The 19,370-nt window shown below is 63.8% G+C and carries 16 protein-coding genes; 4 read left to right on the top strand and 12 right to left on the bottom strand.

Features of this window, described 5'->3' with window-relative positions; genetic code table 11:
- Positions 1-319 precede the first annotated feature (319 nt).
- On the bottom strand, positions 320-1,573 hold the full coding sequence (locus tag EV664_RS04450; RefSeq protein ID WP_133494480.1) for an aspartate kinase: 1,254 nt from the start codon (positions 1,571-1,573) through the stop codon (positions 320-322).
- Positions 1,574-1,628: 55 nt separating this feature from the next.
- Between EV664_RS04450 and ubiG the strand changes: the two genes are divergently transcribed.
- Positions 1,629-2,366, top strand: coding sequence for a bifunctional 2-polyprenyl-6-hydroxyphenol methylase/3-demethylubiquinol 3-O-methyltransferase UbiG (gene ubiG, locus EV664_RS04445; protein ID WP_133494479.1), 738 nt, complete (start codon positions 1,629-1,631; stop codon positions 2,364-2,366).
- Between the two features lie 252 nt (positions 2,367-2,618).
- Here the strand turns inward: ubiG and ppa are convergent, their stop codons facing one another.
- The 5 genes from ppa to EV664_RS04420 all read right to left on the bottom strand — a co-directional run bounded on the left by ppa (position 2,619) and on the right by EV664_RS04420 (position 7,778).
- The gene (gene ppa, locus EV664_RS04440) at positions 2,619-3,158 is read right to left on the bottom strand and encodes an inorganic diphosphatase (RefSeq protein WP_133494478.1); all 540 of its coding nucleotides are present in this window, start codon (positions 3,156-3,158) and stop codon (positions 2,619-2,621) included.
- Between the two features lie 9 nt (positions 3,159-3,167).
- Positions 3,168-5,072 (bottom strand): M61 family metallopeptidase, encoded by a 1,905-nt coding sequence (locus tag EV664_RS04435; RefSeq protein ID WP_133494740.1) that lies wholly within the window; start codon positions 5,070-5,072, stop codon positions 3,168-3,170.
- Positions 5,073-5,234: 162 nt separating this feature from the next.
- Entirely contained in the window at positions 5,235-6,608 is a 1,374-nt protein-coding gene (locus EV664_RS04430) for a glutamate--cysteine ligase (protein WP_133494477.1), read from the bottom strand.
- A 41-nt stretch (positions 6,609-6,649) separates the two neighbouring features.
- Positions 6,650-7,393 carry a 16S rRNA (uracil(1498)-N(3))-methyltransferase gene (locus EV664_RS04425; RefSeq protein ID WP_133494476.1) on the bottom strand — a complete coding sequence of 248 codons (744 nt, stop codon included), beginning with the start codon at positions 7,391-7,393 and terminating at the stop codon, positions 6,650-6,652.
- A 43-nt stretch (positions 7,394-7,436) separates the two neighbouring features.
- Positions 7,437-7,778, bottom strand: a complete 342-nt coding sequence (locus tag EV664_RS04420; RefSeq protein ID WP_162848769.1) for a PilZ domain-containing protein — start codon at positions 7,776-7,778, stop codon at positions 7,437-7,439.
- A 108-nt stretch (positions 7,779-7,886) separates the two neighbouring features.
- On the opposite strand from EV664_RS04420, the gene ubiA reads away from it, so the two are divergent.
- From ubiA to EV664_RS04405, 3 genes are read left to right on the top strand one after another with little or no spacing between them, the layout of a single operon-like run.
- A complete protein-coding gene (gene ubiA / locus EV664_RS04415; protein ID WP_133494474.1) occupies positions 7,887-8,798 on the top strand; it encodes a 4-hydroxybenzoate octaprenyltransferase in 912 nt (303 codons plus the stop codon).
- Between the two features lie 31 nt (positions 8,799-8,829).
- Entirely contained in the window at positions 8,830-10,164 is a 1,335-nt protein-coding gene (locus EV664_RS04410; protein ID WP_133494473.1) for a TldD/PmbA family protein, read from the top strand.
- Positions 10,157-10,939: a 3'(2'),5'-bisphosphate nucleotidase CysQ gene (locus EV664_RS04405; protein ID WP_229668098.1), complete on the top strand. Its 783-nt coding sequence runs from the start codon at positions 10,157-10,159 to the stop codon at positions 10,937-10,939. Before EV664_RS04410 ends, EV664_RS04405 begins: the two co-directional genes overlap by 8 nt.
- Before the next feature lie 60 nt (positions 10,940-10,999).
- Here EV664_RS04405 and EV664_RS04400 read toward each other — a convergent pair whose 3' ends face one another.
- From EV664_RS04400 to EV664_RS04375, 6 genes are all read right to left on the bottom strand, one after another.
- Positions 11,000-11,809 carry an aldo/keto reductase gene (locus EV664_RS04400; protein ID WP_133494472.1) on the bottom strand — a complete coding sequence of 270 codons (810 nt, stop codon included), beginning with the start codon at positions 11,807-11,809 and terminating at the stop codon, positions 11,000-11,002.
- Positions 11,810-11,861: 52 nt separating this feature from the next.
- On the bottom strand, positions 11,862-13,211 hold the full coding sequence (locus EV664_RS04395; RefSeq protein ID WP_133494471.1) for a cytochrome P450: 1,350 nt from the start codon (positions 13,209-13,211) through the stop codon (positions 11,862-11,864).
- A gap of 85 nt (positions 13,212-13,296) precedes the next feature.
- Complete coding sequence (locus tag EV664_RS04390; RefSeq protein ID WP_229668099.1) at positions 13,297-14,739, bottom strand: glucoamylase family protein; 1,443 nt, start codon at positions 14,737-14,739, stop codon at positions 13,297-13,299.
- A gap of 111 nt (positions 14,740-14,850) precedes the next feature.
- Positions 14,851-16,359, bottom strand: a complete 1,509-nt coding sequence (locus EV664_RS04385; RefSeq protein WP_133494470.1) for a tryptophan halogenase family protein — start codon at positions 16,357-16,359, stop codon at positions 14,851-14,853.
- Complete coding sequence (locus tag EV664_RS04380) at positions 16,356-17,753, bottom strand: tryptophan 7-halogenase (protein ID WP_133494469.1); 1,398 nt, start codon at positions 17,751-17,753, stop codon at positions 16,356-16,358. Before EV664_RS04380 ends, EV664_RS04385 begins: the two co-directional genes overlap by 4 nt.
- Complete coding sequence (locus EV664_RS04375; RefSeq protein WP_133494468.1) at positions 17,750-19,249, bottom strand: tryptophan halogenase family protein; 1,500 nt, start codon at positions 19,247-19,249, stop codon at positions 17,750-17,752. The genes EV664_RS04380 and EV664_RS04375 overlap by 4 nt, the downstream gene beginning before the upstream one ends.
- Positions 19,250-19,370: the final 121 nt, after the last annotated feature.

Here is a 19,370-nt window from a genome sequence, read left to right as displayed (position 1 = left end):
GCATCAACGAAGGAACCGCGCTTCGGGGTCCGCCGGTGCGGTAATAGCAGAGAGCGATGAGGATGACTCATCGCTCTCTGGTCAAGCCCGCGCGGCACCTGAGCGAAGCCGAAGCGCGATGGGTAAGCATCTATGCGCTTTGGTATAACGGCGCGCTGGCAATGTAGGATTTGCGGTGCTCTATGCATGCTTCATGCAGCCGGTTTCCTCCCTTTCCGCCCCTCGTCACGGCCGAAGCGCATGCGGGGGAGAAAGAGGGGGGACGTACCGTGAACTTTGTGAACTTCCGACGTGCGGGCGGGCGCGTCGGACGATCGGATCAGGCGGCTTCCTCTTCCGAATCGAGCCCGTATGCCGTGTGCAGCACGCGCACCGCCAGTTCGGTATAATCCTCTTCGATCAGGACGCTGACCTTGATCTCGCTGGTCGTGATCGCAAGGATGTTGATCCCGCGCGCGCCCAGCGTGTCGAACATCGTCGCGGCAACGCCCGCATGGCTGCGCATGCCGACGCCCACTACCGAAATCTTCGCCACACGGGTATCGTGGATCGCCTTCGAAAAGCCGATATCGCCGCGTGCCTTTTCCAGCACGTCGAGCGCGCGGGTCAGCTCGGCGCGCGGCACCGTGAAGGTCACATCGGTCGAGCCGGTCGAATGCGCGATATTCTGCACGATCATATCGACATTGATATTCGCCTGCGCCAGCGGCCCGAAAATTGCTGCGACCGCGCCGGGGCGGTCGGGCACTTCGGCAAGCGTGACCTTGGCCTCGCTCTTGTCATGCGCGATGCCGGTGATGAGCTGACGTTCCATATCCTCGATTTCCTCTTCGCCCACGATCAGCGTGCCGGGTTCCGGGTCGTCGGTCGCATCGACGAACGACGACAGCACCTGAACGCGCACGCCTTCCTTCATCGCCAGACCGACCGATCGGGTCTGCAAAACCTTTGCCCCGACGCTCGCCAGTTCGAGCATTTCTTCATAGGTGACTCGCTTCAGCTTGCGTGCCCTCGGCACGATGCGCGGATCGGTGGTGTAGACCCCGTCGACATCAGTATAAATGTCGCAGCGATCCGCCTTCATCGCCGCCGCCATCGCCACCGCGCTGGTATCCGATCCGCCGCGCCCCAGCGTCGTCACCCGCTCGCCGGGCGCCAGTCCCTGAAATCCGGGGATCACCGCTACTTCGCGATTGGCGAGGCTCTGGCCCAGCGCCGTCGTATCGATCTGTTCGATCCGCGCGCTGGCATGGCCGTCAGAGGTGCGGATCGGCAACTGCCATCCCATCCAGCTGCGCGCCGGAACCCCGATCGCCTGCAACGCGATGGCCAGCAGGCCGCTGGTGATCTGCTCCCCGCTCGACACCACCACGTCATATTCGCGCGGATCGTAGAGCGAGGAAGCCTCGCGACAGAAATTGACCAGCCGGTCGGTTTCGCCGGCCATGGCGGATACGACGACCGCGACCTCGTTGCCCATTTCCCATTCGCGCTTTACGCGTTCGGCCACGATACGGATTCGTTCGATCCCGGCCATGGAGGTCCCGCCGAACTTCATCACGATCCGCGTCATTTAATTTCGTCCACAGCCTCTTTAGAGCAACGGGGCGTCCTGATAGGAGCCGTTCATGACAAAGGCAAGCACTGGAACCGCCACGATCGATCCGCGCGAGGCGGAGCATTTCGGACGGCTGGCAAAGGATTGGTGGGACCCCAGGGGTTCGTCGGCGATGCTGCACCGGCTGAACCCGCCGCGCCTCGCCTATATCCGCGCCGCGATCGATTCGCACTGGCTTGGCGAAGCCGATGATTTTACGCCGCTTACCGGTCGCAGCGCGCTCGATATGGGCTGCGGTGCAGGGCTGCTCGCCGAACCGCTCGCCCGGCTGGGCGCGAGCGTCACCGGCGTCGATGCAGCGCCCGAAAATATCGGTGCTGCGGCGGCGCATGCGAAAGCTGCCGGGCTCGACATCGAATATCTGTCGGGCGGGGTGGAGGCGATTGCCGGGCGCAGCTTTGACCTCGTCGCCTCGATGGAGGTGATCGAACATGTCGCCGATCCGCAGGGGTTCGTCGACGGGCTGGCGGGCGCGCTCGCCGATGACGGGCTGATGATCCTCTCGACCCCCAACCGCACGCAGAAATCGCGGCTTGCAATGATTACGCTCGGCGAAGGGTCGGGCGCGATCCCGCGCGGCACGCACGACTGGGACAAGTTCATCACGCCGGAAGAACTCACCCAAATGCTCGAAGCGGCGGGGATGCGCGTTACCGACACGCGCGGGCTCGCTTTCTCACCGGGGCGGGGTTTCACTTTGTCGAACGACCTCTCGCTCGATTATTTCGTCACTGCGGTAAAGGCCTGAGGGGGCTCAGCGCCCGCGGCACAACGTCATGCCGGACCCGTTCCGGCATGCACCGAGCCAAAGACGCTCCGGCCGACCCTCCTGCCTCGATCGCTGATATTGCCCGACAGCCAGGCGCGATGCACGTTCCGGCCGCGCCTGAACCGGCAGCCGCCGCTCTTTGAAACCGGATCGATACCGGCCCTGCACGAAAAAGGGCCGGCCCGGCGCATCCGCCGGATCGACCCTTTGTATATCCGCCTGTCGAACGGCTTACTCGACGCCCTCGGCCTTGGCGCGGGCGATCGCCTCAAGCACGATCTGCTTGGCTTCCTCGGCATCGCCCCATTTGCCGATGCGCACCCATTTCTCGCTTTCGAGATCCTTGTAATGGGTGAAGAAGTGCTCGATCTGCGCCATCACGATATCGGGCAGATCGGTCTTTTCCCCGACCTTCGCATAATAGGGAAAGGTCGAATCCTCGGGGACGCAGACCAGCTTTTCATCGCCGCCATGCTCGTCCTCAAGATTGAGTACCGCAATGGGACGCGCCCGAACGACGCAGCCCGGCACGAACGGCGAACGCGCGATCACGAGCGCGTCGAGCGGATCGCCGTCGGGCGAAAGGGTGTGCGGCACGAACCCGTAATTGGCGGGATAGCGCATCGGCGTGTGCAGAATACGATCGACGTATAGTGCGCCGGATTCCTTGTCGAATTCGTACTTTACCGGCTCGCCCCCGACAGGGACTTCGATGATTACGTTCAGGCTGTGCGGCGGGTTCTTGCCGACCGGCACCATATCAATGCGCATCTGCGTCCTCTACTTCGCTTCAAGCAGTCGATCGAGCCCGGTCGTGCCGGTTCCGATCTTTTCGAGGTGCGGATAGCGAAGCCCGCCATGATAGTCGATGGCGATTTCACGATACTTGCCGTCGCCCTTGATCAGCAGTTTGATCGGCTTGTTCGTGCCCTTTGCTTCGGAAACGGCCTTTTCTATGGCGTCTGCGCTATAATCCTCGCCGTTCACCGCGACTACCTTGTCTGCGATGTCGAGGCCCTGTTCAAAAGCGGGACTGTTCCAGGCAACGGCATTGATATCGCCGTCGCTCGAAAGCGCGAGACCGATCGAATAGGACAGGTCGGCATTGCCCTTCTTCGTCCGCTCCTTGTCCAGATCGCTCTTCTGGTCGGTATAGACGAGCTTATAACCGTTCTGCTCCAGTCCGGCGGTCACGCCGTCGGGATGCAGGTCATAGACCCATTTTTTCAGGAACCCCATCCAGTCATAAGGCTGGATCGTGTTCAGCGTGTCGGCGACGTCCTGCATCGTATAGGTCAGTTCGCCCCAGTCACCGTCGCGCATCCCGAAAAACGCCCTGGCGAAATCGTCGAGCGATTTCTTGCCCCCCGACTGGTCGCGCAGCATCGCATCGACCTTCATCCACATCAGCAGGCCTTCGTTATAATAATCCTCGCTGCGCTGATAATCGCGCCAGCCGATCGGCATGCGGTGCGAAATGATCGGGTCGTTGGTGGTGTCGACCAGCGCGCGCCATTTGCGGCCCGCCATGCTGTCATAATAAGCCGCGATCCGGGCATAGGCATCAAGCGTCTGCTGCTTGGTATACAGGCCCGACCGGTTGCCGAGCACATAGCCCCAGAACTGCGTCTGGCCTTCATAGACCCAGAGCAGCGAATCGCGCATCGGCATCCGGTAATCGGGGGTCCACAGATCGGCACCGCGGCGGAACTTGCCGTTCCAGCTATGGGTGAATTCGTGCGGCAACAGGTTGCGCCCGCCCGCGCCCTCGTCCCATTTGGTGAAATAGCCCGGCCCCGGATTATTTTCCGAGCTGCGATGATGCTCAAGGCCGATGCCGCCCATTTCGTCCGACAAAGCGAGCAGGAATTCATAATGGTCGTAATGCTGCGCGCCGAACAGCTTCACCGCCTGTTCGACCAGCCGCTTATGCGCCGCGATCTGTTCGGGGCTCGCCTCGATCTCCTTGGCATTATCGGCAAAGACGTTGAGGTCGACCTTATCCGAAAGCGGATATTCCTTGTAATAGCGCCCGGCAAAGACGGGAGAATCGACCAGCGTCTGATAATCGGTCGTCTGATAGACGTAGCTGTTGCCCTGCTTCGTCGCGGGCAGTGCCGATACCGCGGTCCAGCCGTCGGGATAGCGCACCGTTGCGTGGATCGGGATGTCGCGGGCGAAATATCCGGCCGGGTACAGCGTCATCGACTGGAATTGCAGGTTCATGATGTCGGGACCGACCACGACGCGGCCCTGATCGGGCGAGGTCGCCGACAGGAACTGGAACGTGGCTTTGATTTCCCTGGCCCCGGCAGGCACGTCGATATGAAAGGCAGTGACATCGACCGTGTCGCGGACCCAGGGGAGCAGCTTGCCGTCGGCGGTGACGCGCAGCCCGGCGAGCTTTTCGATCTGGCCGCGGGGCGAATGATGGCCGGGCAGCCAGCTGGGATAGAGCAAGGTCATCTTACCCGCTTTGGCGACCGGAATGGTTTCTTCGACCTCGAAAATGCGCTGATCGAGATTGGTAGCGTCGATATTGACCGTGATCGTGCCGGGATAGGCAGTGTCGCGCGCATCGGGGATCGTATTCACGATCGGCACCGGCTGCGGTTTAGATCGTTGCTGCGCGAACGTCGACGTGGAGGACAGGAGCACGGCGGTAGCAAGCGCAAAGCGAACGATCACGGCAATACCTTTTCAGCGGAAGGGAAGGGGAGGTCGTTGAACATCAAGGGTTATACGGGGCATTGGTCGCACGTCCACCCCGCAGCGTCGCAAATCTGCCTTCGTGCCTTTCGATCCGGGCACGTTGCTTTCGAACGGAAGGATATCCCTACTCAGGGATCAGAATTTGCTGTCGCGGTACAGCTGGCAGACATCCTCGTCCCATGCCTTGGCATAGCGTTCGAGCATCTGCTGCGCGGGCACCTTGCCCGACCGCACGATCTCGCGCAGCGGATCGAGAAAGCCGGTCTCATTATCGCCCGACGCATTGAACCGGGCGCGGGCGGTCAGTCCGGCATTGGCGATGTCGAGCACCTCGCCGGCAATATCGCGCAGCGTGCCGCCGCCGGGCAGGGGCGCATCGAGCGCCAGTTTGGGCACCGAATCGCGCAGCGCCTGCCGCTCTTCAATCGACCAGTCCTTGACCAGATTCCATGCCGCATCGAGCGCCTGTTCGTCATACAGCAGCCCGACCCACAAAGCGGGCAGCGCGCAGATCCGGCCCCATGGCCCGCCGTCCGCACCGCGCATTTCGAGGAAGGTTTTCAGCCGCACTTCGGGAAAGGCGGTCGACAGATGATCCGCCCAGTCATCCATGCTGGGTTTTTCGCCGGGAAGGACCGAAAGCTCGCCCTTCAGAAAGTCGCGAAAGCTAAGCCCGGCCGCGTCGATATATTTGCCATCGCGGTAGACGAAGTACATCGGCACATCGAGCGCATAGTCGGTATAGCGTTCATAGCCGAAGCCGTCTTCGAACACGAAGGGCAGCATACCGGTGCGATGCGGATCGGTATCGGACCAGATATGGCTGCGGAACGACAGGAAACCGTTGGGCTTCTTCTCGGTAAACGGCGAATTGGCGAAGAGCGCGGTGGCAAGCGGCTGCAGCGCCAGTCCGACCCGGAATTTCTTCACCATATCGGCTTCGGACGCATAATCGAGATTCACCTGAATCGTGCAGGTGCGCAGCATCATGTCGAGGCCGAGGCTGCCGACCTTCGGCATATGGTTCGCCATGATGCCGTAGCGCCCCTTGGGCATCATCGGCAGTTCGGCGCGGCTCTTGTCGGGCCACATGCCGAGGCCGAGAAAGCCGAGGCCGAGCTTTTCGCCGACAGCCTTGACCTGTTTTAGATGGCGATCCGCCTCGCCGCAGGTCTGATGGATATTGTCGAGCGGCGCGCCAGACAGTTCGAGCTGGCCTGCCGGTTCAAGGCTGACCGTGCCGTCCGGCCCGGCAAGCGCGATGACCTTCCCGCCTTCCTCAATCGGGGTCCAGCCGAATTCGGTGAGTGCCATCAGCAGGTCACGAATCCCGCCGGGCTCGTCATAAGAGGGCGCGTGCAGATCTTTCGTCGAATAGACGAACTTTTCATGCTCGGTGCCGATGCGCCAGCGCGCTTTGGGCTTTTCCCCGCCCGCGAAATACCCAACAAGCTGAGCACGATCCTCGATCGCGACCGCGTTGCTGTTCGAAACTGTTTTCGTGCTCATGCGCGCCCTGTAATCGTCTCGGCGGCGATCCGCCAGTGGGTTCACCAATCTCCCGCTGCGGCCATCCAAAGCGATGTCGCCGCCGCTGCCGCCGTATCGGCGCGCAGGATTCGCGGACCCAGCGAAATCCCGACCGCCTGCGGCACTGCCCGGATCGCAGCGCGTTCGTCTGCATCGAATCCGCCTTCGGGACCGATCAGGACCGCTGCCGGGCCGGGGCGCTCGCCCATCGCCTTTGCGGCGGGCGCGCCGCCGGTCTCGTCCGCGAAGAACAGCGTCCGTTCTTCCGGCCAATCCTTCAGCAGCGCGGAAAGTTTCACCGGATCAGCGATTTGGGGAAGCGCCGTGCGGTCGCACTGCTCCGCCGCCTCCACCGCCTGCGCGGCGAGGCGGTCGTGTTTCAGCTTGTCGACGACCGTGCGGCGGGTCAGCACCGGGACCACCCGCGCCACGCCCAGCTCGCACGCCTTTTCGACCATCCAGTCGATTCGCCCCTTTTTGATCGGCGCCATCACCAGCCAGAAATCGGGCACGCTTTCGCGGGGGCGCAGATGATCGGTGATTTCCAGCGTGAGGCCGCGCTTCTGCACCTCGCGCGCAATGCCCAGCCATTCGCCGGTCTGATCGTCGAACAGCTTTACCGGATCGCCCGGCCGGGTGCGCATCACCTGAACCAGATAATGCGCCGCGCCGCCGTCGAGGCGGAGCATCGCGCCCTGCGTCAGCCGTTCAGCGACATAAAGGCGCGGAGTGGATTGCGGCGGCCAGGCGGGGGTAGCGGGCATCCATGCCCTTTAGCGCCCGATGCCCGGCGGGGGCAATCCGCGTTCAGGCCGCGGGAAGGTTCAGCGACCGAAAAAGCGACCGTTCGATCGGCTCGTCGAACCGGCACCCGATCCGTCCGCTTTCATTCCAGATCAGCGTCGCTTCAACCGGATTGGCACCCGACAGCAGGATGCGCACCTTCTCGCCATGCTGCGCCGACGTCTGAATTCCCAGCCGACAGCCATAGATGGAAAGGTCGAGCAACTGCGCTTCGCAGGGCGGCTCGTCGGGCGCACCGATTCTCGCCTGACTTTGCCGGGCCAGAAAGGCGCGATGGCGGACATGGGCGCGCCGCTCGGCCGCCGGACAGGGTCGGTTGGGCAACGAATGGGTCTGTGGTGTCATGCTGCGCTCCATGATTCGCACCGCATATTGCGAAAAAATCGTAAATTACCGCTTAACTGCATGTCGGCGAGGTTCCGCCGCCCGGCGCTTTATGGCAGCAGGCGGCGCATGAGCCATTCCGACACCGTCGCCGATACCGAACATCGCGGCATGATCGCCATTCTGCCCGGCGCTGCGCGGCCTTATGCCCTGCTCGCGCGGTTCGACCGGCCGATCGGCTGGTGGTTGCTGTTCTGGCCCGGTGCATGGGCGATCGCATTGGCGGGCGGTGCGATTGCGCGCTGGGATCTGTTGCTCTGGTTCCTGCTCGGGTCGATCGCGATGCGCAGCGCCGGATGCGTGTATAACGATATCGTCGATCGCGATCTCGACCGGCAGGTGGCGCGCACTGCCAATCGTCCGCTGGCAAGCGGCGCAGTGTCGCTGAAGGCGGCATGGGCCTGGCTCGTCTTTCTTTGCCTGATCGGGCTGGTCGTACTGGTGCAGCTGAACCTGCTCGCGGTCGCGATTGCGCTGGGCAGCCTCGCGCTGGTCGCCGCCTATCCGTTCATGAAGCGGATTACCTGGTGGCCGCAGGCATGGCTGGGCCTTGTTTTTTCGTGGGCTGCGCTTGTCGGCTGGGCCGCAATCGCTCGCGAACTGTCGCTGGCGGGTCTGACGCTCTATGCCGGGTCGATCTTCTGGGTGATCGGCTATGATACGATCTATGCCATTCAGGATATTGAGGACGATGCGATTGTCGGCGTGCGTTCCTCCGCCCGCGCAATGGGCGCGCGGGTGCGCGAAGGCGTCGGGCTTTGCTATCTGATCGCGCTGACGCTCTGGGCAGTCGCCATCTGGCTGGTCCGGCCCGACTGGGTCGCGTTGCTCGCGCTGCTGCCGATGGCGGCGCATCTGTTGTGGCAGGTCGCAACGCTGCGCCAAGGCGATGGTGCGGGCGCGCTTCGCCGCTTCCGCTCGAACCGCAATGCGGGCTTTTTGATGTTCGCCGCCTGTCTGGTCGTCGGCACGACGCTTTGACGTCGGGGCACTGCCACCCTAAATCGCATGAATGTTGACCCCTGAACAAGCAAAAGACCGCGCCTGTGCCGCGGTCGAACGCGCCATAAGGGCAGGCGCCGATGCCGCCGATGCCGCCATCTCGACCGATACCGCGATCGCCGTTTCGGTGCGTCTGGGCGCGCTGGAGGAAGTCGAACGGTCGGAAGGTGCCGATCTGTCGCTGCGCGTCTTTATCGGTCAGCGCAGCGCGAGCGTCGGGACCGGCGAGCTCGACGATGCTGCGTTGGACGATCTTGCCCGGCGCGCGGTCAGGATGGCACGCGAGGCGAGCGAAGACCGCTGGTCGGGGCTTGCCCCCGCCGAGAGGCTGATGAAAGGCGCACCGCCCGCGCTCGACCTCGATGACGGTGCAGAGGTTAGCCCCGAAACCCTCAAGGCCGATGCGCTGGCCGCAGAGGCCGCCGCGCGCGAAGTGGCGGGCGTCACCAACTCCGAGGGCGGCAGCGCCAGCGCAAGCCGGGTGGTGATCGCGCTCGCCACCAGCCATGGCTTTGCCGGTGCCTATGCGCTCACCAGCCATGCGGTATCGGCAAGCGTGCTGGCCGGAACGGGCGAGGGCATGCAGCGCGATTACGCCCATCACTCGGCCCGCCATCGCGACCATCTCGAATCATCCGAAAGCATCGGCCGCCGCGCGGGCGAACGCGCGGTGGCGAAGCTGAATCCCGCCAGAATGGCGAGCGGCGCGATGCCCATCATCTTTGACCCGCGCATCGCACCCGGCCTGCTCGGTGCCTTTACCGGCGCGATTTCGGGCGCGCGGATCGCGCGCCGCACCAGCTTTTTGCAGGATATGCTGGGCAAGCAGGTGTTCGCGCGCGGGGTCAGGATCGAGGACGATCCGCACCGTCCGCGCGGCCTTCGCTCGCGCCCCTTTGACGGCGAAGGCCTGCCGGTATCGCCGATGACGATTGTCGAGGACGGTATGCTGGAAAGCTGGCTGCTCGACAGCGCGGCGGCGCGGCAATTGGGGCTGGAGCCGACCGGCCATGCCTCGCGCGGCGGCGGCACCACGACCAGCAACCTCTATATGGCCAATGGCAGCCAGTCGGTGGAGGCACTGATCGCCGATATCGATACCGGGCTCTGGGTGACCGAAGCGATCGGGCAGGGGATCAATCCGGTGACCGGCGACTATAGCCGCGGCGCTTCGGGATTCCTGATCGAAAAGGGCGAGGTCACGCGCCCGGTTTCGGAAATCACGATCGCGGGCAATCTGAAAGACATGTTCCTGAATATGACGCCTGCCAATGATCTGGAGTTCCGCTATGGCGTCAACACCCCGACGCTGCGGGTCGACGGCATGACGGTCGCGGGTGACTGATCGCTTCGCCGCCATTCGCGAAATTGCGGCGGAGGCGGGCGCACTTGCCTTGTCGCGCTGGCGCACCGATTTCGATCGCTGGGAGAAATCGCCGGGCAATCCGGTGTGCGAGGTCGACCTGCAGGTCGATGCGCTGCTGCGCGACCGGCTCGGCGCGCTTGATCCGGAGGCGGGTTGGCTGTCGGAAGAAACCGCCGATAATGCTCAGCGGCTGGGCGCGTCGCGCATCTGGGTGGTCGACCCGATCGACGGCACGCGCGATTATATTCGCGGGCGCGACGGCTGGGCCGTGTCGATCGCGCTGGTCGAAGCGGGCAGGCCAATATTCGGCGTGCTGGAAGCGCCCGCGCGCGGCGAACGCTGGCACGCGGTCGAGGGGCAGGGCGCCTATCGCGGCGCCGACCGGCTGATCGCCAGCGGGCGCACCGACCTTGCCGGGGCACGCGTTCCGGCGGATGCGCTTGCCAAAGCGGATCGCGATTTCGCGCTGGTCGTCAAACCCAATTCGATCGCGCTGCGCATTGCGATGGTTGCTGCCGGAGAGGCGGATCTGGTCGCGACGCTGCGCTGGGGCAATGAATGGGATGTTGCCGCTGCCGTGCTGATCGCGCGCGAGGCGGGTGCGTCGGTCACCGATGCGCTTGGCCGTGCTATCGGGTTCAACACGCCCGAGGCGCGCGCCTTTGGCGTGCTGGCCAGTGCGCCGGGCATTCACGAAGCGGCGGTAGCGCGGCTGGCCGACCGCGCACGCAGCGCGATCGGCCGGTCGGGTTAGAGCATTTTCCAGTCAGGTGGAATCACCTGAAGGTTCAGAACATGCGCCAAAACAATAACTCTAGCAGTCGATTCGTCCGATTACCGCGCCATCGGCCTTTTCCAGCGCGTCGATCGCGGCAATCTCATCATCGCTCAGCGACCAGTCGAGCACGTCGAGATTGCTCTTGCGATGTTCCAGGCTGGCGGCTTTCGGGATCGCCGAATGCCCTTTGTCGATATGCCAGCGAATGATGACCTGCGCCGGGCTCTTGCCGTGCTTTTCCGCGATGCGCCTGATCGCATCCTCCTCGAACGCAGCGCCGCGCCCCAATGGCGTCCAGGCCTGAGTCACGATACCGCGATTCCGATGATAGGCGGTGAGGTCGCGCTGCTGATGGTGCGGATGAAGCTCGATCTGGTTCACGGCGGGCACCACCCCGGTCGCATCGATGATCGCGTCGAGATGTTCGGGAAGGAAATTCGACACGCCGATCGATTTCGCCCGGCCCGAATCGCGCAGCTCGATCAGCGCTTTCCAGGTGTCGACGAATTTACCCTGTTTGGCGCAGGGCCAGTGGATCAGATAGAGGTCGACATGGTCGCGCCCCAGCAACGCAAGACTTTCCTCGAACGCAGCGATCGCTTCGCTATGACCCTGACGGTCATTCCATAATTTGGTGGTGAGGAACGCATCGTCGGCGCTGACAAAGCCGCTGCCGACGCCGCGTTCATTGTCATAGGCAGCGGCGGTGTCGATCAGCCGATAGCCGAGATCGAGGCCCTCGCGCACCGCGGCTGCGGCCTGAGAATCGGGAATCTTGTAGGTGCCGAGGCCAAGCGCCGGAATCCGGCGGCCATCATTCATGTCGAGCATCGGGGTGTCGGTCATCGGAGCTCCTTTTCGCATTTGCAGCGATGAACCCATGGACCCGCGCACAGGTTCAATCCACGGTCGAAAGCTGCAAACGAAGCCCGCCGCGCGGACGCAGGGTTACCTGCCCGACAGGGTCGGGGACCTCGCCCGGAACAAGGGCGAACCGCCGCTCCGAAAGCCAATGGGCAAGGATCACCAGTGCCTCCACGGTCGCGAACCGGGCACCGACACAGATCCTCGGCCCGGCACCGAAGGGGAGGAATTGAAAGCGATGCCGCGTCTTTTCCGAACCGGGAGCGAAGCGTTCGGGGTTAAACGCATCGGCATTCTCCCATAGCCGACGATGCCGATGGATCAGCCAGGGCCAGATCGACACGATTTCTCCGGCACGTACCGTTTCTCCTGCCAGCACATCATCGCCCAGCGCTTCGCGGTCGAAGCGCGGGGCGGGCGGATAGAGACGAAGCGCTTCATCGAGTATCTGCCGCAAATAGGGCAGCCGCTCGGGCAGCGTTGCGGCATCGCCTGTCAGGGCGGCGCGCGCTTCCTCACGTGCACGCTCCTGAACGCCGGGCGCGCCGGCCATCAGATAGCTTGCCCAGCACAGTGCATTGGCCGTGGTTTCATGTCCGGCCAGATAAAAGGTCGCGGCATTGTCGATGGCGAGCGCCACGGCCTCGCCGCCCGGATAGCGCTGGTGCAGATCGCGGATCATGCCGCCCAGAAAATCTTCCCCGCCCTCCGGTCCGCGTTCGCGCACGATCGCGGTCAGCGTTTCGCGCAAATAGCGTTGCCCGCGCGCGCCTGCCCGCGCCACATGATTCAGGCGAAGCGTCGGCAGGCCAAGGATCGCGGTCAGGCGCACCGATCCCGCCGCCTCCAGCGCGGCGGCGATATGCTTCGTCGCCTGTGGCGTCACCAGGCGCGGGTCGCCCGAAAACAGCGCTTCGGCGATGATCCGCATCGTTGTATCGGTCGCGGTTCGGGCAATGTCGATCGTGCCGCTATCGGGCCAGTCCGTCATCGCGGCGCGTGCCGCCTGCGCCATGGTGCCGGTAAGCGCGGCAACCGCGCCCGGCGCGAAGCTTGGCGCGACGATCTTGCGCTGGGTGCGCCATAATTCGCCCTCGGCGCTCAGCAGGCCGCGCCCGACCAGCGGAGCGATCAGCTTCCGGACGATGCGCGGCTTCGCATAATTGGCGGCATTGTCGAGCAGCACGCGCTGTACCGCATCGGGGTGACGGGGGATATGTACCACCAGCCCGGCCAGCCTGCGCCGCGTATGCCATTGGTCGAACGCGGCATTCGACCATCCGGCAATGGCATTGCGGGCATGTTCGCCGAACAGCGACGCCCATGGCCCCGCCATCCGGTCGAGCCGTTCGGGATGCACGGGCGGGGCAGCGGGCGATTCCATCGCGCGACTCTACTCCCGCGCCCGCGCAGGCGCTATAGACCGCGCCGTCGGTCCGGCTGTGTCCGGTGCGCCGTGCGATAGCGCATCACCGCGCCAGCCATCCGCCGGTAAAGCCCGCGCGTTCCAGACCGCGCCGGATCGGCTCGCATCGGCGCATGTAGCGCCAGATCAGATCGTCACGGGCATTGGCGATCATCGTGATGATCGGCCCCTGATCGATGCCCAGCATATCGTCATCGAGCCAGCCGAGCTCCCGATCGACGCTGCCGCGTGTCCCCTTCAGCTCCGGCCAGACGAAACTGGGGTTGAAGGCGTCGTAGAACCCATATTTGCCATAAACCCGCCCGCCCTGAAACTCAGCGAGCGCCTTGGCCGCGGGGATGACGATTTCGGGCGCGAAGGCGATCGAACCCAGCGCGGCGGTCGGCGCGATCGTGCCGTCGTCGAAGCCATATTTCAGCGTTTCGGGGCCGCGTGCCGAATAGCTGCGAAATTTGCGCTGTTCACCTGCATATTCATGCGTCGCATCGCCCGGCCCGTCACAGGCGGTCAGGCCCCAGATATCGCTTGAATACCCCTTCCACCGCATCGGATTGGCGGCCCCATAGCCGCGCTGGAAATAGGTCGCGCGGCGGCTGTTTTCGAAATAATCAAAGCCTTCCCTGCGCATGACCGTGTCGCGAATGCCGCGAAAATCGATCCAGCAATGGCTGTATTGATGGATGAACAGCGGCGGATAGGTGAGCATCCGCATGTCGCCGCTGCCGTGCCAGACTTGCGGATAGGTGCTCGTCCATCCCTGCCATGCCTCTGGCCCCACTGCATGGACCGGCGCGCCGAGCGCGAGGATATAGAGCAGCATCGCCTCATCATATCCCTTCCAGTCGGACGCGATGAAGCCGCTTTCGGGGTGCCAGCCCATGGCGATTTTGGGCGCACGCACCTGAAGCCAGGGCCATTCGATCCGGGCGTAGATCGCCTGCACCAGCTGCCGGATTTCGGCTTCCTCCGGATGATCGCCGTCGAAATATTGTGCTGCGAACAACATGCCGCCCATCAGCAGCGTGGTGTCGATCGACGATAATTCGGTCTTGCCGAAGCGTGTGCCGGTCGCATTGTCGAGGAAATGGTAGAAAAAGCCCTTATAGCCTGCATTGCCGGTCGGCTCCGGCCCCTGCGGCGCATCATGGAAGAAGCGCGCGGTGTTCAGCACGCGGGCGCGCGCCTCGGCCCGCGATACCCAGCCGCGCTCGACCCCGATGACATAAGCGTTGAGCGCGAAGCCGACTGCGGCGATGCTGCAAAACGGATTGGACGGCCAGCGATCGGGCGCAAGCCCGGTTTCAGGATCGCTCGAGACCCAGAAATAGCGGAACGTGCGATGTTCGATATCGTCGATCAGCGGCGGGAATTGCGTCGTGCCCGGCGTGGATGCGGACGTCAGCGCAGGGGTCAGCCGGTTCATCGTGCAGGCGGAGGCAAAGGCCGGAGCCGTGGCGAGAAGGGTTCGGCGATTGAACTTGGGCACGGTGCGCTCCCGAAAGCTTAGGGGCAGGATTGAACGAAATCTGACAATTGTAACCGGTTACATCACTCGACGGGCCGGGACAAGAACCACGACTTGGCGTTTTCGCTCATATCAGCGCTGCAATGGAGCCGCAGCGCAATGCGCGCGCAAAAACTCGGCATGGGAGGGCATCGCCGCGACGGAGCGACGCACGGACTGGCGCAGTTCTTCTACCCGGTGAGCGAGGCTGTTTTCGTCCATCGCACCTACCAGCGGATCGTGCCCCTTCGGGATTATTCCCTGACCCAGAAGCACCGCGACCCAGCTCGCCAGCGAAAACAGCTCGTCATCATAGCGAAAGAAGCGACCCTTTGCACGGAAAAGGTCGATTTTGCGCGCCAGAGTTTCGGGCACATCCATCGTGCGGACATGGTTCCAGAATGGCGAATCGTCGCGAGTCGTCGCGTGATAATGGAGAATGATGAAGTCGCGGACACCGTCATAGGCAGCGCGCATCAGCCGGTTATATTCCCCGGCCTCAACCTCCAGAAACCGCGTATCGGGGAAGAGCGCGAGCAGCTTTGCGATGCCCGTCTGGATCAGATGGATCGATGTCGATTCGAGCGGTTCCAGAAAACCGCCCGACAGGCCGATCGCGACCACATTACGGTTCCAGAACCGGTTGCGACGACCGGTGACGAAGGATAGGAAACGCGGCTCGCCCAGCGGCTCACCCTCGACCGAGTTCAGCAAAGCGGCGCACGCATCCTCATCGCTCAGATATTCATTTGTATAGACATATCCGTTGCCCGTGCGGTGCTGCAACGGAATGCGCCACTGCCACCCACAGCTGCGCGCCGTGGCGCGGGTATAAGGCGGCGGGTCGCCGATATTGGCGGTCGGCACCGCGACCGCGCGGTTGCACGGAAGCCAGTGGCGCCAGTCCTCATAGCCGCTTTCCAGCGCCTCCTCGATCAACAGGCCGCGAAAGCCCGAACAGTCGATGAAGAGTTCGCCCGTGACGCTGCGCCCGTCGTCCAGCGTCAGCGTATCGACAAAACCGTCCTCGCCGCGCAGCGCGACATCGCTGATCCGCCCCTCAATGCGTTCCACGCCGCGCGCCTCGGCATAACCGCGCAGATAGCGGGCGTAGAGCGAGGCATCGAAATGAAAGGCATAGGGCATCGGTCCGAACGTCGGATCGACCGTCCGGTTGAACCGTCCGGCGGCGGCGGCCATGGCGCAGGGCGCGTAATGCCAGATATCGGCGGCAAGCCCGCGCGACGCGAGCTTCAGAAACAGCTGATGGAAATTGGCGCCCTCAATATCGCGCCCGAACTGGCCGAAGGGGTGAAAATACCGCTCGCCGATCTGCCGCCAGTCGACGAATTCGATGCCGAGCTTGAACGTGCCCTGCGTATGGCGGAGGAAATCATTCTCGTCGATTCCGAGCATCTGATTGAAGGTTGCGATGGTGGGAATCGTTGCTTCGCCGACACCGACCGTCCCGATCTGTTCGCTTTCGATCAGGCGGATGCGCGTGCCACCGCCGCCCAGAAAGCGCGACAGCGCGGCGGCGGTCATCCAGCCCGCCGTCCCGCCGCCGACGATCACCACGTCGCGAATGGCGTGATCGGTCATGCAGATGCCTCCAGAGACTTCAGATATGCGGAATGGGCCGGGGCTTTCGCGGCCCCCTGTTCCAGATGCAGGCGGTGATCAGCAAGCGCGCGCTGCGCCTCGCCCGTATCGAGTGCGACGGCCAACGGATCGGCATGCGCAGGGACAGTCCCGTGCCCGAACAGCAGCGCAAGCCAGCTATGTTTGTCGAAACTTTCACCGTCGCGCATCGGCAACCGCCCGCGATGAGCGAACAGGGCGAGCGTTTCGGCGAGCAGCGGGGGCGCCGCATCGCACCGGCCCGAAAGCACATAATGAGCGATCAGGAAATCGCGGACCCGGTCGGCCTCTTCGCCGGTCTCACGGTTATACTGCGCAAGCTCTATCGCATCGAAATCGCGGTCGGGGAGCGAGCCGACGAGCCGGTCGATCTGGCTATGCAGCAGGTGCAGCGGCGCGCCCTCGAGCGGTTCGATGACCGCATAGGCATCGCCGATCGCGACGACATTGCCCGACCATGCTTGCGCGCGACGGCCGCTCGCAAACCGCACCGCACTGGCCCCCGCATCGCCGGGCTTCGCGGTAACGCGGAGGGTTTCGGTGCAGGCGGGCAGCGATATGGTTGCTTCCCATCCGTTCGAAATCGCGCGCACCCGGTCGAACGGAGGCAGCCCGGGGTCGGGCGCGGTCCGGCTGCGCTCCAGCGTGTCGGCGGGCAGCCACTGCCTCCAGTCCTGCCAGTCCGGGTCGGCCAGTGCGCGCATAAGGCTTGCCGCTACGTTGCTGGCATCGACATACATATCCGCGCGAAGCGTGCTGCCGTCGCTTAGCCGAAGCCCGGTGACGCGGCCGTCGGATACGTCCATGCCGGCCAGCGTGCCCTCGCTCACCAGCACGTCGAGATGGCGCGCATAGGCGGCAAGAAAGCGCGGATAGACGTGCAGGTCGAGCATCAGGCCATGCGCATAGTCGCCGGGCAGATCGGTTCCGCCGGGAAGAAAACGCCCCTGTTCGGCGAGCACCGCGCCCGGCGCATAATCCTGATAGGGTCGCGGTGACCCTGCGCGAAGCCATAGCGCGGCAAAGGGCAACTGCCCCTGCGCGAATCCGGCGGGGCCATAGGCGTGGAAGAAGCCGGAGCCCGGTCCGTGCCAGTCCTGATAGCGGCTTCCCAGCCGGAACGCCGCGCCGGTGCGTCGGACGATATCGCGTTCGGAAAGGCCGATATCGCTGTGAAAGTCGCCGATCGAAGGCGCTGCGCTCGCGCACAGATCGGCCAGTCCCGGCTTCAGGTCAGCGACCGGTACCAGCGCGACCGATATGCCCGGAACGCGCTTTTTCAACGCCGCGGCGGCGCTCCACCCGGCGATACCGTTTCCGACGACGGCGATGGTTCGGATGGCGCGCGATGTCATGCCAGCGCCCCGACCCGCTCCAGATAAACCGACTGGTCGGGAAGCGCCGCAGCGGCAGCGGCGACTTCCTGCCGAAGCTGATCAAGCGCGCGCGTAAGCGCCCCGTCATCCGGTCCGTCGGCGCGCTGATCATAGCCGGTCGGCACGATCCGCTGACCGAAATATACCGCAAGCCAGCTCGGTTCGAGGAAAAGCCCTTCGCGATATCTGGCGACGCGGCCGCGTTTTCGGAACAGCGCCATCTTCTCTGACAGGCTTTCGGGCACCTCCATGGTGCGCACATGGTTCCAGAACGGCGAATCGTCGCGTTGCGTCGCGTGATAATGCAGGATCAGAAAGTCGCGGATACGATCATATTCGAGATCGATCGCGCGGTTGAACGCATCCCGATCGATCGCTGCGGCAGGACGTTGCGGAAACAGCTCGATCAGCCGGGTGATCGCAATCTGGATCAGATAAATGCTCGTTGATTCGAGCGGTTCGAGGAAACCGCCCGAAAGGCCGATGCCGATGACATTGCGCACCCAGTTGCGCCGTCGCCTGCCCGCTTTAAACCGAAGCAGGCGCGGTTCGGCAAGCGGCGGGCCCTCCAGCTCGCTCAGCAATTGCTCGCGTGCAGCATCGTCGCCGATATGCGCCGAGGAGTAGACATAGCCGTTGCCGGTGCGATGCTGCAGCGGAATGCGCCAGCGCCATCCCGCCGACATGGCGACCGCGCTGGTATAAGGGAGCAGCGGCCCTTTTCCCTCGCACGGCACCGCCACCGCACGGTCGCACGGCAGCCAGCGCGACCAGTCCTCGAACGGCTCATCGCACGCCTGCCCCAGCAACAGGGAGCGAAAACCCGAGCAATCGACGAACAGATCGCCTTCGACCCGGCGGCCGTCGGAAAGGCGCAGCGCGGCAATATCGCCATGCTCTGACCGCTCTACGGCTTCGACCCTGCCTTCGATCCGTCGGGTGCCCGCTGCCTCGGCCCGGTTGCGAAGATACGGGCCATAGCGGGTCGCATCGAACTGATAGGCATAGCCATAGGTGGATGCGAGCGAGCGCGGGTCGGCCGCCGGCGGCGCGAAGCGGGCTTCGCGTGCCGCCACAATCGGAACCGAATAGTCGAACAGCGTGGCGATGCGACCGGCGCGATTGAGATAATGGTGAAATCCAACGCCTTCGACATCATGACCGAATACGCCAAAGGGGTGGATATAGCTGTCGCCGATGCGCGCCCAGTCGCGAAATTCGATCCCCAGCTTGAAGGTCGCCCCGGTCGCGCGCATGAAATCCGCTTCGTCGATACCAAGCCGTTCGTTGAATGCGCGGATATGCGGCAGCGTCGCCTCGCCCACACCGATAATCCCCACCTCTTCGGATTCGACCAGAGTGACCTGCGCCATTTGCCTGCTGAGCAGGATCGAAAGCGCGGCGGCGGTCATCCATCCGGCGGTTCCTCCGCCCAGAATTACAACGCGGATCGGCACGACGATGCTCCCCTCCATCGGCAAGGTTCCGGCTCATAACGGGTGCATGCGAAAGGCGCGAGTGTGGTTGCCCTGCAACACTTTACACGGCTTCGTTAGCGGTAACCGTTTCCACGCGAGCGGCGATATTGCTCCGGCC

Origin of the sequence: Stakelama pacifica (assembly GCF_004361835.1) — a bacterium.
In the GTDB taxonomy this organism is placed as follows: Bacteria; Pseudomonadota; Alphaproteobacteria; order Sphingomonadales; family Sphingomonadaceae; genus Sphingomonas; species Sphingomonas pacifica.
Note: the sequence above shows the minus strand (reverse complement) of the source record. Positions and strands in the feature narration are given on the sequence as shown.